This window comes from Waltera acetigignens (assembly GCF_025567015.1).
Classification (GTDB): Bacteria; Bacillota; Clostridia; order Lachnospirales; family Lachnospiraceae; genus Acetatifactor; species Acetatifactor acetigignens.
This window is the reverse complement of the sequence record NZ_JAOQJO010000006.1, coordinates 123,704-139,405: the sequence shown is the minus strand read 5'-3', so window position 1 is coordinate 139,405 and position 15,702 is coordinate 123,704. Positions and strand designations below refer to the sequence as shown.

The 15,702-nt window shown below is 44.5% G+C and carries 12 protein-coding genes; 9 read left to right on the top strand and 3 right to left on the bottom strand.

Annotated features, from left to right (window positions below):
* The first annotated feature begins 7 nt into the window (after nt 1–7).
* The 4 genes from OCV96_RS07865 to glmS all read left to right on the top strand — a co-directional run bounded on the left by OCV96_RS07865 (nt 8) and on the right by glmS (nt 5,157).
* Nucleotides 8–1,717, top strand: coding sequence for a ribulokinase (locus OCV96_RS07865; RefSeq protein ID WP_262594128.1), 1,710 nt, complete (start codon nt 8–10; stop codon nt 1,715–1,717).
* Between the two features lie 86 nt (nt 1,718–1,803).
* Nucleotides 1,804–2,640, top strand: coding sequence for a hypothetical protein (locus OCV96_RS07860; protein ID WP_172594661.1), 837 nt, complete (start codon nt 1,804–1,806; stop codon nt 2,638–2,640).
* Complete coding sequence (locus OCV96_RS07855; protein WP_119623257.1) at nt 2,618–3,307, top strand: MgtC/SapB family protein; 690 nt, start codon at nt 2,618–2,620, stop codon at nt 3,305–3,307. The genes OCV96_RS07860 and OCV96_RS07855 overlap by 23 nt, the downstream gene beginning before the upstream one ends.
* 23 nt (nt 3,308–3,330) lie before the next feature.
* A complete protein-coding gene (glmS, locus tag OCV96_RS07850; protein WP_262594126.1) occupies nt 3,331–5,157 on the top strand; it encodes a glutamine--fructose-6-phosphate transaminase (isomerizing) in 1,827 nt (608 codons plus the stop codon).
* A 21-nt stretch (nt 5,158–5,178) separates the two neighbouring features.
* Here glmS and OCV96_RS07845 read toward each other — a convergent pair whose 3' ends face one another.
* From OCV96_RS07845 to OCV96_RS07835, 3 genes are all read right to left on the bottom strand, one after another.
* Nucleotides 5,179–6,423, bottom strand: coding sequence for a DUF438 domain-containing protein (locus OCV96_RS07845; protein WP_262594125.1), 1,245 nt, complete (start codon nt 6,421–6,423; stop codon nt 5,179–5,181).
* Between the two features lie 63 nt (nt 6,424–6,486).
* Nucleotides 6,487–8,265, bottom strand: a complete 1,779-nt coding sequence (locus OCV96_RS07840) for a sensor domain-containing diguanylate cyclase (protein WP_262594124.1) — start codon at nt 8,263–8,265, stop codon at nt 6,487–6,489.
* 271 nt (nt 8,266–8,536) lie between these two features.
* The gene (locus OCV96_RS07835; RefSeq protein WP_262594122.1) at nt 8,537–9,355 is read right to left on the bottom strand and encodes an AraC family transcriptional regulator; all 819 of its coding nucleotides are present in this window, start codon (nt 9,353–9,355) and stop codon (nt 8,537–8,539) included.
* 165 nt (nt 9,356–9,520) lie between these two features.
* Here OCV96_RS07835 and OCV96_RS07830 point away from each other — a divergent pair, with 165 nt between their 5' ends.
* From OCV96_RS07830 to OCV96_RS07810, 5 genes are all read left to right on the top strand, one after another.
* On the top strand, nt 9,521–10,234 hold the full coding sequence (locus tag OCV96_RS07830; protein ID WP_412428889.1) for a class II aldolase/adducin family protein: 714 nt from the start codon (nt 9,521–9,523) through the stop codon (nt 10,232–10,234).
* Nucleotides 10,235–10,299: 65 nt separating this feature from the next.
* Complete coding sequence (locus OCV96_RS07825) at nt 10,300–12,048, top strand: L-fucose isomerase (protein ID WP_262594120.1); 1,749 nt, start codon at nt 10,300–10,302, stop codon at nt 12,046–12,048.
* A 28-nt stretch (nt 12,049–12,076) separates the two neighbouring features.
* Complete coding sequence (locus OCV96_RS07820) at nt 12,077–13,069, top strand: Gfo/Idh/MocA family protein (protein ID WP_262594119.1); 993 nt, start codon at nt 12,077–12,079, stop codon at nt 13,067–13,069.
* A gap of 251 nt (nt 13,070–13,320) precedes the next feature.
* Complete coding sequence (locus tag OCV96_RS07815) at nt 13,321–14,691, top strand: ABC transporter substrate-binding protein (RefSeq protein WP_262594118.1); 1,371 nt, start codon at nt 13,321–13,323, stop codon at nt 14,689–14,691.
* Between the two features lie 100 nt (nt 14,692–14,791).
* Nucleotides 14,792–15,694 (top strand): carbohydrate ABC transporter permease, encoded by a 903-nt coding sequence (locus OCV96_RS07810; RefSeq protein WP_117465190.1) that lies wholly within the window; start codon nt 14,792–14,794, stop codon nt 15,692–15,694.
* Nucleotides 15,695–15,702: the final 8 nt, after the last annotated feature.

Below are 15,702 nucleotides of genomic sequence, written 5' to 3'. Positions count from 1 at the left end.
AAAATGTATGAGAAAAAAATATGTGATCGGATTAGATTTTGGATCTCTGTCTGCGAGAGGAGTATTAGTTGCCCTTAACAATGGTAAAATTCTTACAGAGGCTGTGACAGCATATAAAAGAGGCATTTTGAGTGCCACGGATGTGGGAAGTAAAGAGTTGCCGCCGGATACGGTATTGGTAGATGCTATGGACTACTGGTATGCTTTACGTCAGCTGACAGGAAAATTGATAGAACAGTCTGGTGTAGATCCAAAAGAAATTGGTGCAATGGGTATTGACTTCACAGCAAGTACCGTATTACCAGTAGATAGAAATCTAATACCATTGTCAGAAAAAGCAGAATATCGATGGCATTTTCATGCCTATACAAAATTGTGGAAACATCATTCCGCATCACCGTGGGCAGAACAACTGACGGAACTGCTTAAAAAATATGACAGGGAATTGCTGGCTGTGTACGGAAACAGAATTTCTGCAGAGTGTCTGATTCCTAAAGTATTGGAGATCTTTGAAAAGGATAGGAAAGTATATGATGGAGCTGCCTATTTTCTGGAAGCAGCAGACTGGCTGTTATGTAAGCTTACGGGAAAACAGATCCGTAGTGCCTCCTTTGCATTGTGTAAGGGATTATGGAGAGAGAAGCAGGGATATCCAGAAGCCGGACTTTTTGCAGAGATAGCTCCGGAACTTGAGAATATTCCTGAGCAGAAGTTGGGAGCAAAAAATGCCTTGTATATATATCCGTGGGAAAAGGCAGGAACATTAACGGAAGAGGCTGCGGAGGAATTGAAGTTATGTGCCGATACTATTGTAACTGGAGCACAAATGGATGCACATGCCGGACTACCGGCACTGGGTATTACCGATGCAGGAAAAGTACTTTTGGTCGTAGGAACATCCACCGGTATTATTTTTCAAGGGAAAAGCAGAAAAGAAATACAGGGATTATGCAGTATAGCTGATTACTGTGATCTGCCGGAATTAATCGGGTATGCGGCAGGTCAGGCCTCTACGGGGGACTGCCTAGAATGGTTTATTAAGAACAGCGTACCCGGATATTGTCAGGAGCAGGCGAGAGAAGCCGGAAAGGACATTTTCAGTTGGTTGTCGGAACAGGCAGAAAAATTAAAACCGGGACAGAACGGATTGCTTGCACTTGATTGGTGGAATGGAAACAGATCTTGTCTGGCAGATCAGGAATTGAGCGGATTGATTCTGGGATTAGGATTGGAAACCAGGCCGGAAGAAATCTATCGTGCACTTTTGGAAGCCTGTGCTTTTGGCGTAAAAAGAATTTTCAAGGAAGTAGAACAATATGGGATTCCCCTGAAAGAAATTCATGCGTGTGGAGGAATTACACAGAAAAACCCTCTTTTTATGCAGATTTACGCGGATGTAACAGGGAAAAAGATTATAGTCCACAGATGTGAACAGGCTCCAGCATTAGGCATGGCAATTTATGCGGCAGCAGCATTACCATCTGTAAAAGGTGGTTATGGGAGTGGAGCAGAAGAAGGACCGCAGACCGAAGCGGTCAGACATGCGGCATTATCTGCGGCATCAGCAAATATGCAGTCCCGAGATTTTGAAGTGTATACACCACAGGAGGAATATCATCGTGTATATGAAAGCATGGGAGAAGAATTTGACAGATTGTATGATTATTTTGGCATGGAAAATCACGTTATGAAAAAATTGAAACAAAGACAATGGTAATAAGAACAAGGAGATGCGAAATGGTAGAAAAGGTGACAGGGTCAATATTTACACGTTATGAAAAATCTGCCAGAAGCCAACAGGGTATGGCAATTTGGAGAGACGAAGCATTTTTATATTATCATGGTGGAAGTTGTGATGTGATGGATTTGAAAGAAAAAAAGATAGTAGGTCACTTTTTACCGGAGTCTTACACCGGAGAGGGTTCAGGAGATCCTTATATTAATCATGCAAATCAGGCACTTTTCCTGAGTAAACCGGAAAGAGGAGAACAATATCCTCCGATTTATATCACAGCTGGGAATGATGGAGGCAGGGATGAGGAGGGATATTATGGCAGATGCGTGGTAGAACAGATCCATAAAGAGAATGAAAGATATAGTTCTGTACTTCGGCAGACAATTATTTTATCCGGAAACGATACCTATGGACCAAAGGATTTGTATGAAGCTCCCTGTTGGGGATGGCCTTCTTTTCTTCCAGATGATGAAAAGAAAGTGTTGTATATAGTGTCAGCCAGATATCGTACAAAACTCAGAGAATATGACAGTAAAAATGCGTATATTATTACGACATTTCCTTTGCCGGAGATTACAAAAGAAAAGGTAATTCTTACAAAAAAAGATATTCTGGATCAATTTGTAACAGATTATGATATTGGCGCAACACAGGCAGGAATGGTATATCACGGGAAAATCTATTATACTTTTGGATTTGGCAGAGCAGATTTCCCCAATGGTATGCGGATTTTTGATTTGAAACAGCGAAAGATCACGGGAAGATATGATTTTGGAGAATCTGTTTTTAGGAACGAAGAGATTGAGGCATGTGGTGTATATAATGGAGAATTATTATGTAATACCAATAAAGGGGGCATTTATGTGGTAGGAGCTATGAATAATGGAGATTGTACAATATCTTGAAAATTTTAATTTAATATCAATTATCCTGAGAATGACATTGGCAACACTGTTCGGAGGTCTGATTGGACTGGACCGTGCAGCTCATGGACAGTCGGCAGGAATTCGTACATTTGCCTTGGTATGTCTGGGTTCATCCATGGTCATGATTACGAATGAGTATTTGTTTACGGTATATGGGAATGGAGACCCGGCAAGACTGGCAGCACAGGTCATCAGTGGCATTGGATTCCTTGGGGCTGGAAGTATCCTGATTACTGGAAAAAATTATGTGAGAGGATTGACAACAGCAGCGGTATTATGGACAACGGCATGCCTGGGAATTTTGATTGGTTCCGGCTATATGGCAGGCAGTGTCTGCGGTTTTTTGGCAATTACATTTATTTTGTCGGTGATGACCCGATGGAGTCATTATATGGATGAACATAAGCATATGTTACTGCTATACATGGAAGTTGATAAAACAAACGGGATGAAACAACTTTATAACTTCTTAGAGAACAAGGGATATTTGCTGGAAACGGTAGAAAAGCAAAAGAGACAGTCTTTGCAGGCCAAAGACATTGTGTTGTTTGTAAAACTTGATCTGAAGAAAAATATGTACCATCCGGAGGTGATTTCTGAACTGAATAAACTGGATGCAGTACATTATCTGGAAGAAATAAAATAGATTTTGGGAAAGGATCGATAGCTATGTGCGGTATTGTAGGATACATTGGAACGGAACAGGCAGCACCAATTATTCTGGATGGATTATCTAAATTGGAATATCGGGGATATGATTCCGCAGGAATTGCAGTATTTGACGGAGAGAAGATCATTACGCAAAAGGCCGTAGGAAGATTGAAGATTTTGGAAAATCTGACCTGTGGAGGAGAAAGGCTGAAAGGATTTTCCGGAATCGGACATACACGGTGGGCAACTCATGGAGCGCCAAGTGAGAAAAACGCACACCCTCATAGGAACAAAACAGGCACGATTGCAGTGGTACATAACGGAATTATAGAGAATTATTCAATTCTGAAAAAGAAAATGCAGAATAAGGGTTATGAATTTATCTCTGATACCGACACAGAAGTATTAGCTCATTTACTGGATTATTATTACCAGGGAAATCCTTTGGAAACTATCATAAAAGTATTGCATCGTGTGGAGGGGTCTTATGCTTTGGGTATTATGTTTGCGGATCATCCAGAAGCAATTTATGCAGTTAGAAAAGATAGTCCTATGATTGTGGGAAAGAACGATAAGGGTTGTTTTATTGCATCCGATGTTCCTGCTATTTTAAAATATTCCAGAACGGTATATTATGTAGATAATCAGGAAGTAGTAGAATTAAAAAAGGAAGGTATGTGTTTTTACTCAATAGATGAAGAGAAATTAGTGAAAGAACCTGTTACTGTTGAATGGGATGTCAATGCGGCAGAGAAAGCAGGATATGAGTATTTCATGCTGAAAGAAATCTACGAGCAGCCGGCTACTGTAAATAATACGATTTTACCTAGAATTAAAGGGAATGAAATTGTTATTAATGAGTTGGGAATTAGCGATGATGAATTATGCAAAGTAGAGAAAATCCATATTGTGGCATGTGGATCGGCATATCATGTTGGTATGACAGGAAAGTACATAATAGAAGGATTAGCGCAAATCCCAGTGGATGTAGATGTTGCCAGTGAATTTCGTTATAGAGACCCTATTTTGCAGAAGGGCGATATGGTTATTGTGATTAGTCAATCCGGGGAGACAGCGGATACTCTGGCTGCACTTCGAGAGACGCAAAAAAAAGGATTTAAGGTGCTTGGAATCGTTAATGTAGTGGGAAGTTCAATTGCCAGAGAAGCAAATAGTGTTATGTATACCTGGGCGGGACCGGAAATTGCAGTGGCAACAACTAAGGCATATAGTGCACAACTGACAGCACTGTATATTCTGGCACTTAAATTTGCACGAGTGAAGGTAATAATGAAGCAGAATCAGTATGAGTCTATGCTGACATGTTTGCAGCATCTGCCGGATCAAATTGAACTATTGCTGGGACAGAAAGAAAAAATACAGTATCTTGCAAATCGGTATGCAGGGTCTAAAGATATTTTTTTTATTGGAAGGGGAATAGATTATGCAATATCTCTGGAAGGATCCTTGAAATTAAAGGAAATTTCCTATATTCATTCAGAAGCATATCCGGCGGGAGAATTAAAACATGGAACAATTTCGTTGATTGAAGAGGGAAGTTTGATAATAGCTTTGGCCACACAACCGAAGCTGTACCAGAAGACGATCAGTAATATGACAGAGGTACGATCCAGAGGGGCAAAAGTAATGGCAATTACATTCGAAAGTAATAAATTGATGGAAAAGGCAGCAGACTATGTCATTTATATTCCAGAGACAGATCCTTATTTTGCTAATTCGCTTGCAATCATTCCGCTACAGCTTTTAGCGTATTATATCGCAATTGGTAAAGGCTGCGACGTAGACAAACCTAGAAATCTGGCCAAGTCCGTGACGGTAGAATAATAAAGTAAAAAGAGCACTGTCCTAGCGGAAGTGCTCTTTTGCAAACTCCATGTCCTGTACCAGTTCCAGCGTTCCCAGATATTGCTCCTGCTTATCCCGGACGGCATAATAAGTCACTAAGAAAGTCCGGCCGTCCTTGTCCATCCAGACCGGTACCTGGTCCATATTCCCTGCACGGAATTCTCCGATAATGCGGCGAACCCGTTCTTCGATCTTAGGCGGGTGACAGGTGAAGACCTCCCGGCCCAATGCCATACCGGGACGCTTGAACACCTTGGGGCCTTCGTTGAAGTAGCGATTGATATTATCGATATCTACGAAAGAGATCTCCAAAGGAATCGTATTCAACATGGCGGTCAGCTGCGACAGGGTCAGACTGCCGCTGGGGAGGTGGATTCTGGTCTCACTACCTGTAAAAGCGTGTTCCGCAGACATGGTGTCAGCCGTAGAGGCAGTGTCGGTCAGATGTGCTTCCGCAGCCTCCCAACTATCACCCCGGATACCGAAGCATTCCGCATAATCTTTGGCATCCCTGTAAATGTGATACCATTCCTCCTCCGAGAAATTCAGTGCGCAGTTGGGGAAGAGGATATTGGATTCCTTGTAGATCATTTCTTCCATGCGGGTCAATACGGCATTCAAACGTTGTTTCCATGCATCGGTTTCTTTTTGGTGTTTTTGTTTTGCAAGGGCATTCAGTTCATCCCGGATCTCATCATCCACTGTCCACATGACTGCAGAGGGGCCGCTGATCCCATATTTCACCTTCAAATGTGGATAAAGTAAGTCTCCCTTCCGGGCATAGTGGATAGCAATCTGGCGCAGCTCGTCAAGCAGTTCATCGGTAATTCCATTATTTTCCAATGCCTGCCTCGCGCGAGCAATCAGCTTTTCCAGTGCTGCATTTTCCAGCGTAAAAGTCTGCAGAGGATGTCCGGAGATCTGAATCAGGGCGGCAGCGGCGGAGAGCCGTTGGTCCTTTATGTCTTTAGAGTGTAGTTTCTGGGCATCTGGAAAATGGGCTGTTGTTTTTTCGGCATTGGCAGTTTTTTCTTCTGTCGTGGAACCATGGAACAGGGCGGAATGCACATCACAGAGCCGCTGCAATTCTTCGATGGAAGTACCCTCCCGCAGCAGCTCCTGCTCGGCATGCATAATCTCGGCAGGATCCACATCCTTACATTCCCGGACGAAATCCGTCTGGACATTTTCCAGAGCTTCTCCGTGATTCAAACGTTGTAAGTAAGACTTAATCTGATCTTTCATATAAAAATTCCTCCGGAACCAGTATGCCCCGGAGGAAAGTTTGTTATTCTTTTATTTTTATGATTAATCATCGTAGTGTGTTTTGATAAATTCGCAATCCACTACCAATACATAGAAAACCGAGCCATAATGTTCACTCTCCACGATACGCCCATAATCCAGAACCGTCTTATAAGTTCCATCTTTGACAGCAAGTCGGTATTTGACATAATCATTGTATCCGTTCATGCCGGATTCTATCTGCTGCCAGATGCTTTCTTCTACCTGTGTCAGATCTTCAGGATGTACCAGATTACGGAATTGATGTTTCGTAAAATGCATGAAATCATCCAAGTCCTTGCAGCCTGTCAGCTGAAGCATCTCCTGATTAGCATACAGGATGCGTTCATCCTCCTTGTCAGCCCGGTAGATAAAAAAGGCACCCGGCAGGTTGTCGGAAATATCCGATAACGAAAAACCAAGCTGCGTCCGCTTGGAATTGTGGAAATCCGGCCGGTAGGCCAGAGCACCATGTTTTCCCTGTAATTTTACCTCATAGAGAGCGATGTCGGCATAACGGAGAATGTCAGAGACTTTTTCTGCGTTGGCAGGGTATTCCGCATAGCCCAGGGAAATACTATAGTTGTGTTCGGCACCCTTGGCAGAAAAAGAGCGGGAAGCCTTGCTGAAAGCGTCTATCATTGGGGCAGCCTCTTCTGCACTGCAATCTTTCAGGATAATACAGAACTCATCACCGCCATTTCTGGCAATAATGGAATTATCCGGAAAAGCCTGCACTAAGGATTGTGAAAGATGCAATAGAACCTGATCACCGATAGTATGACCATAGACATCATTGATGAATTTGAAATTATCTACGTCAAGTAATATACCGACACAGTTTTTCTGCTTGTTTCCCTCCAGATACTCCTCCAGCTGCAAATTAAATCCGTTACGATTTAAGAGACCGGTCATAGAATCCGTCAGAGAGAGTCTGCGAAATTTTTTGCGTTGCTCGTCAACGAATAGTATAGATATCGTTAGAACCACCAGTAGTAGGATCACTGCAATGCCACATAATACTATCAGTTGTAAAAGTGTGCCATTCTTCCAGCCACCGGTGGGCATGACTTCCAGCTTCCAGCTACAGCCTCCCAGAGTAAAATCATAAGAGACGGGATCCATCAGAGTCTCCTCCGACTGGTCTACCACGGTATATTCATCGGTCAGAGGTGAGATGGTCTTCGATAGCCGGTATTGATAACCGAAATTGGTTAAGGCATCAGCGGAATGCTGAAAAATATCAGGAACCTTGATGATAACCATAGTCATGCCCCAAAAATATGGAGTTCCCTTCTCATCCTGTAAAAAAACTGGATTACGGATCGAAAGGACGTGTCCTCCCTGCTCCAGCTCGAAAGGACCATGTATGATAAGCACATCATTAGCAATGCTGTAATTTACGGTCTCTCCGCGGTATTTGTCATGGATCAGGTCTATTTTACCTGCTTCGTTGCCTTCGGCGGGATAGATATCTGTTACGATGCCCCCGGGAGCCACTTGGATGCTCCGGACGTAATCTGCCATCATTCTGTCCGCAATGATATCAAATTTGTCGATTCTGCCGTCCGTACTGATCAGAAGCTGCTCCAGTGTATCCGTGATATTGATACCGGCATTCAGATCTGCGATCATGTTATCACCGTAGGTTACAGCATTTAGTTCCGCAAGAGTGCGGATGTGCCTGGAGTCGTTCTGCTGTACCGCATGAGCGATCATATATAAGACAATACTGCCGATAAGAAGTATCCATAACGGCAGCAGCCATTTGGTATGAGAAAATTTAATTTTATTCCGTGTCATAGTGCTATGCTTCCTTCGTATGTGTTGGCAAAATAATTTAAATTTAATTATAGCATTTTGACGTTTTTTTGTATAGATACGAAGAGTCATTTCATCCTGCGGTGAAAATGCCAAAAACACCGGGCTTCTGATTTGGCACACGGGATCGCTGGGGACGGAGAACTGGAGAAATACCACGATGTTGCTTTAGGTGAGTATTCTTTATTTTTAACAGATCAAATTTTTATAGCTGCCAATATACTGTCTGCGATAACGGCCCGGAGAGATACTTTTATAGCGGCGGAAAAATGCGGTTAAAATAGCTTAAGTCGTGGAAACCGCAAGAATACGCAATTTCTGTGATACTATCGGAAGAAGTGCACAGAAGCTCACAGGCACATTCTACCCGGTAATAATTCAGATAATCAATGGGCGATTTGCCAATGATCGAGCGAAACACACGGCAAAAATGTTCCGGAGAGAGCTGCAGTACTTTTGCAAGGTCCGAAAGACTTAACTGTGAGGCATAATTTCTGCGGATATAATCCAGTACCTGCTTGATCTGGTCAGAATCCTGGACAAAATGTCTGGAAGAGGGAGTCAGTACCGTAAATAAATGTTCCTGGAGAATCTGTCCCAGCAGTTGCCACAGCATTCCTATGGTGAAAAATTCATAGCCGTTATTTTTATCTTTCATTGCAGCAAACAGGTCAGAGATGATCTGACCGCAGGGAGTGCCTGCCGGATACAGAACATTGATCTGGGTCTCAGGAGAAAAGAGCCCGGCATATTTCTGCTGAAACAGTCCTCCGTAATTTTTGATAAGATGGTTCAGATCAAATACCAGACATTCATAGACGCAGTCTTTGGGGATTCCGCCATGTACGGCTCCGGAGGAAAGAAAGGCGGAAACCCCAGGATGCAGTGTGTAAGACTGCCCATCTGTCAACAACGTAAATTCCCCTTGCAGAACCAGTAGAAGTTCGCATTCCATATGCCAGTGGAAGGGCATTTCGTAACGGGGATGCAGCATATCAACATAATAGAGTTCTAACGGAAAGTCAGAAGTTCCTCTCGTCGTATTCTCATGGGAAGCCAGATATCTCATCATTCTATCCTTTCATAAAAGAACCGTACTATTTAAAATCCCATTCGTAAAACTGCTCTTTCAGGTCTTTTCTTTTACAAATATGGTCACAGAATATCAATATTGTCCAATCTGTAATCATTATAAACAACGACACCACAAAAATGCAACAGTATAATACAAGGAGGTATGGACATGGAAATCACAGGGATAAAAGATCAGATCTGCGATGTCTGTCACAAAATGTGGCAACTGGGATGGGTTGCGGCCAATGATGGCAATGTGTCTGTCAGACTGGACGATGGAACCTACCTGGCAACACCAACAGGGATGAGTAAGAGTTTCATCACCTCGGACAAACTGCTCCGGATCGATGCTGCCGGTAATGTTTTGGAGGGCTCGGAAGGACTGCGGCCGTCTAGCGAGATCAAGATGCATCTAAGATGCTATGAAAAGAGGGAGGATGTATGCGCAGTCGTATATGCACATCCTCCGGCAGCTACCGGATTTGCCGTGGCACATCGCCCGATGGACATGTACAACATGATCGAGGATATCGCAGCCATCGGTGCGGTTCCGCTGACACCATATGGTACACCGAGCACGACAGAGGTTCCAGATGCCATTGAGCCTTATTTGCAGGAACATGATGTAATGCTGCTTGAGAATCACGGGGCATTGACAGTGGGAAGTGATGTGATCACCGCTTATTACCGTATGGAAAGTCTGGAACTGTGGGCGAAGATCACGATCAACGCAATCCTTCTGGGAGGAAGCTATGACATTGACCGGAAAAATATCGACAAACTGATCAACCTGCGATCTTATTATCACATAACGGGAAAACATCCGGGATACAAGAAATTTAAGCATCCGCAGGATGGAACTCCTACGGACAGATAGGGGAAAGGAGTAAAGGATGGCTGCTTTTACGACAGTGCTTGCTTTTGATACCTGGGGAGTGGATTTTGGATTGTTGGGGTGGCGTTCGTGAAAGCCTGGAGAATCAGACCTGTGAAATGGCAAAAATTGCCGCAAAACTGATCTCTGAGAATTTGAAGTATCCGGATGGAACACCGGTACAATGTGTGATCGGCTGTACCACTATCGGAGGAGGTGCGGAGGCGGCCCGGGTGGCAGAACAGTTTCAGATGGAAAATGTAGTAGCAACCTTGTCTGTGACGCCCTGTTGGTGTTACGGAACAGAGACTTTCGATATGGATCCGAACACCATCAAAGCTGTCTGGGGATTCAACGGAACGGAGCGCCCGGGTGCGGTGTATCTGGCAGCAGTTATGGCGGCACATGCACAGCGTGGGCTTCCGGCTTTTTCCATCTATGGACATGATGTGCAGGATGCAAAGGATACGACAATTCCCGCAGATGTGTTGGAGAAAATCTTACGTTTCGCCAGGGGAGCTGTGGCCGTAGGCTGGATGACAAATAAGGCATATGTCAATATTGGAGCGGTAGCCATGGGCATTGCAGGCAGCTTTTGTGATCCGGATGTGCTACAGAAATATTTCGGGATCCGTGCGGAATGGGTAGATGAAGTGGAAATTCTCCGTCGTATTGCCATCGGCATCTATGATCCGGAGGAATATGAGAAGGCATTACAGTGGGTGAAAGCAAACTGCAGGGAAGGGTTCGACAAAAATCTTGGAAAAGATCTGCCGGAAGTCATCACAAAGTCAAAAATCATTCCTGCGAAAAAAGACTGGGAGTTTATTGTGAAGATGACACTGATTATCCGGGATATTTTGTTCGGCAATTCACGACTGGACGAGCTTGGCTGGCATGAGGAGGCTTTGGGGCATAATGCTGTGGCCGGAGGTTTTCAGGGACAGAGACAGTGGACGGACTGGTTGCCGAATGCGGACTTTACGGAAGCAATCCTTGCTTCTACTTTCGACTGGAATGGTCCCAAGGCACCGACTCCTTTTGCAACGGAGAATGATACCTGCAATGGTATTTCGATGCTGTTGGGACACCTGATTTCGGGAACGGCTCCCTGCTTCCATGATGTCCGTACCTACTGGAGCCCGGAGGCTTGTGAACGTGTGACAGGTCAGAAGCCGGACGGCGTGGCGGCAAACGGATTTATTCATCTGATCAATTCCGGTGCAACGGCGTTGGATGGGACTGGAGCGTGTGTGGACGAACAGGGCGACCATGTCATGAAACCTTTCTGGAAGATGACAGAGGAGGATATCCGGGAATGTCTGGATGTTACCGACTGGTGCAGGGCAGATTATGAATATTTCCGGGGTGGTGGATATTCCAGCCACTTTCGGTGTATTGCACAGATGCCTGTAACTATGCTAAGATTGAATATTATAGAGGGAATAGGGCCTGTCTTGCAGATTGCCGAAGGATGGACAGCAAAATTGCCGGAAGTGATTCATCATGCGATTGATAAGAGAACAGATCCTACCTGGCCGACCACCTGGTTTTGCCCAAGACTGACCGGTGAGGGCGCTTTTACTGACGTATATAGTGTTATGGCAAACTGGGGGGCAAATCATGGCGTGACCGTATATGGACATGTGGGTGCAGACCTGATCACATTGTCCAGCATGTTGCGGATCCCGGTGACAATGCATAATGTGGACCGGGACAAGATCTATCGTCCTCATGCATGGTCAAGCTTCGGAACACAGGATACACAGGCGGCGGATTATGCGGCATGCAGGCAGTATGGCCCTTTGTATCGATAAAATCACAGGAAGCAGAGAGAGGAATCCTATGGAGAATTGTCTGAAGGTAGGTATTTTAGGTGCCGGAAATATTGCTGGATCCATGGCAGAAGCGCTGAATGAGCTGCAGAAGGAGGGAAAAGCCTGTGCTTATGCTGTGGCATCCCGTTCGCAGGAGAAGGCATTGGAGTTCGCACGAAAATGGAATATCACAAGAGCATACAGCAGTTACGAGGAACTGGCATCGGATCCGGAAGTGGACCTGATCTATATAGCAACACCACATTCTTTGCATTATGAGCAGGCAAAGCTCTGTATGGAACATGGCAAAAATGTTCTGGTAGAGAAGGCGTTTACAGCCAATGCAAGACAGGCTGAGGAATTATTTGCAATGGCAGAGGAAAAGAAGGTCTTTATTACAGAGGCAATCTGGACACGCTATATGCCAAGCCGTGAGATCATAACTGGGTTGCTCAGGGAAGGGGTGATAGGTACACCGCAGATTTTGGAAGCGGAATTTTCCGTACAAAATTATGAAAATCCCAGGATGCATGATCCGATGCTGTGCGGAGGAGCACTATTGGATCTTGGAGTGTATGTACTGACAACGGCTTCCATGTATTTTGGAGATCATATTGTGAAGACGCAATCTTCCTGTGAGAAGTATCCGACCGGAGTAGATGCTGCAGATGAGATCCAGCTGACCTATGCGGATGGCAGTGCTGCGCAACTGCGCTGTTCCATGGTGGATAAAAAGAAAAACTGTGTAAAAATCTGTGGAACGAAAGGGTATATTTCCTGGGAGAGCAATAACAATCCCAGAAACCTGGAACTGCATGGCCCGGGAGGAATGCTGATTCGTAAAATCACGATTCCCACGCAGATCAATGGCTATGAATATGAAGTGCTGGTATGCCGGGAGGCAATCAGGAACGGGCAAAGAGAGTGTGAGAAAATGCCTCATGCGGAGACTCTTACGATCATGAAGCAGATGGATGAACTTCGGGCACAGTGGGGTGTGAAATACCCATATGATGAATAACGACAGATGCAAAAGAGCGGATCATCAGGATCCGCTCTTTTGACAGCTACAGAGTATAGGCAATATTACTTCTGTTAAACAAATAACGAAGCGTACTTCTTTTTACAGAATCTAAAAATAAGTGAGTTTTTTGACAAAACAAAAAAACAAAGTGCCTTTTTGCGAACCTGAGCGTCTCATACCTTTTGGCAAAATCCGTTATAATGAACTCATCAAGCAAACACATAAATGTGATTGAAGGAGGGTACTAAATGAAGAAGTTAAAATTAACAGCATTACTCGTAACTATGGCAATGACAGCGTCTCTTGCAGGATGCGGCAACAGCGCTTCCGAAGAGACGACAGACGGCACACAGTCATCTCAGGCGACAGCCACGCAGGAAGCTGCTGGTACGGAAACAGCAGAGAACCATGATCCCGTAACTTTGCGCTTCATGTGGTGGGGCGGTGATGAGAGAGCGCAGGCAACACTGGATGTGATCGACAAGTTCGAGCAGGAATATCCCTGGATCACGATAGAAGCGGAGTACGGCAGCAGTGATGGTTATCAGGAAAAGCTGACAGCACAGTTGGTATCCGGTACGGTAGCTGACATTTTCCAGATGGGAACCGGTTGGATGCCCGGCTATGTAGAATCCAATGCAGGATACTTTGCAGACTTCAAAGATTTCTCAGATGTCTTTGGTCTGTCTACCTTCGAAGAATCTATTTTAAAGAACAACGGACAGTTCGACGGACATCAGTATGGTGTACCGACCGGTATTTCCGGACATGCACTGATCTACAACAAGAAGGTAGCTGATGAGATCGGCGTTGACTTCAGTAGTGATTATACTTGGGACGATATTGTAGAAATGGGCAAGAAGGTCAAGGAGTATGACAAGGATATGTATCTGCTGACCATGGGAAGTTCTGAGCTGAATACCATGATCGTCCGCCCTTACTTACAGCAGTTGACCGGCAGCACAGTTCTGGTAAATGAGACCAAGAAGAGAGGTTTCGAGGAAAAAGATCTGGTGGAGGTACTGAACTACATTAAGACATTGTATGATGAAGGCGTTGCATCACCTATGTCTACTGTTATCGCATACGGCGCAGATCTGGGAACAGATCCTAACTGGATCAACCAGAAATATGTGGCAGCATTCGGATACTCCTCTACAGTAGAGACTTTGCAGGCAGCATGTCCCGATGGAAACTTTGCGGCAGGCAAGCTTCCAGTTATGACAAATGCCAAAGATGAAGGCTGGTACTGCAATGCACCTCAGTATATGTGTGTCAGCGGTGCGAGCGAACATCAGGAAGAAGCCATGATGTTCTTAAACTACTTCTACAACAATGCAGATGCAGCCAAGATCCTGAAGACAGTCCGTTCCGTACCTCCTACCAGTGTAGGGCAGGAAGCATGTACAGAACTGGGCATTCTGGAAGGCATCGCCAAGGATAGCGTGGATATTATCCAGACCTATACAGGAACCAATGATCTGGGGCTGACCACAGAGGAAGAAGTAACGGCGATTCTGCAGGATGCAGCTACTCAGGTTGCTTACGGACAGGGTACTCCTGAAGACGTTGCCAAGTCAACAATCAGCCTTCTGGACAATTATCTGTCATCCAAGTAATCCCGGATCAGTTTCGGATTCGTACTACACAGAAATGATACTGGGGTATCCTGAAGGATTTCGGGATACCTCAGACATTTACGAGGCGGAGGTACTCTACATGACACCGAAAAAGAAAAAAATAAAAAGGAAGCAGTGGATCGGACTGGTATTCATTGCCCCCTGGCTGATCGGATTGATCGGACTGCAGGTATATCCTTTTGTTGCATCCCTGTTCTATTCCTTTACAGAATATAATATCATGTCCTCTCCGAAATGGATCGGATTGGCCAACTATGTGAAATTATTTACGGCGGATAATGAATTCTGGTATTCCGTAAAAGTTACTTTGATATACACAATATTTACTGTACCCGGAAAATTAACAGTGGCTCTGATCGTAGCACTGGTTATGAATAAAAACATGAAAGGAATCAATTTCATTCGTACAATTTATTATATCCCGTCTCTGATCGGCGGCAGCATCGGTATTGCCATTCTCTGGAAGCTGATGTTCCAGGAGGAGGGTATTATCAATTCCCTGTTGAAAGCAATCCATCTGCCGACCCTGCACTGGCTGGGAGATCCCAAGACAGCATTACCGACGATCATTCTACTGCAACTGTGGACGTTTGGATCTTCCTTCGTTATGTTCCTGGCAGCCCTGAAAAATGTACCGGCGGATCTGTATGAAGCAGCGGATATCGATGGAGCCAGCAGCTGGAAGAAATTCGTTAAGATCACATTGCCACAGATTTCCTCTATTATATTTTTCAATATTATCATGCAGACGATCACTGCATTACAAAGCTTTACCAGCTCACTGGTCATTACCAACGGAGGCCCGTTAAAGTCTACCTACGTGTTGGGAATGAAGTTGTACACGGAGGCATTCTCTTTCTATAAAATGGGATATGCATGCGCAATTTCCTGGGTGATCTTCATTATGATCATGATCGTTACGATGATTTTATTCCGATTCTCTTCCATGATGGTATATTACGAAGATGGAAACGATTTTTAGGAGGAACC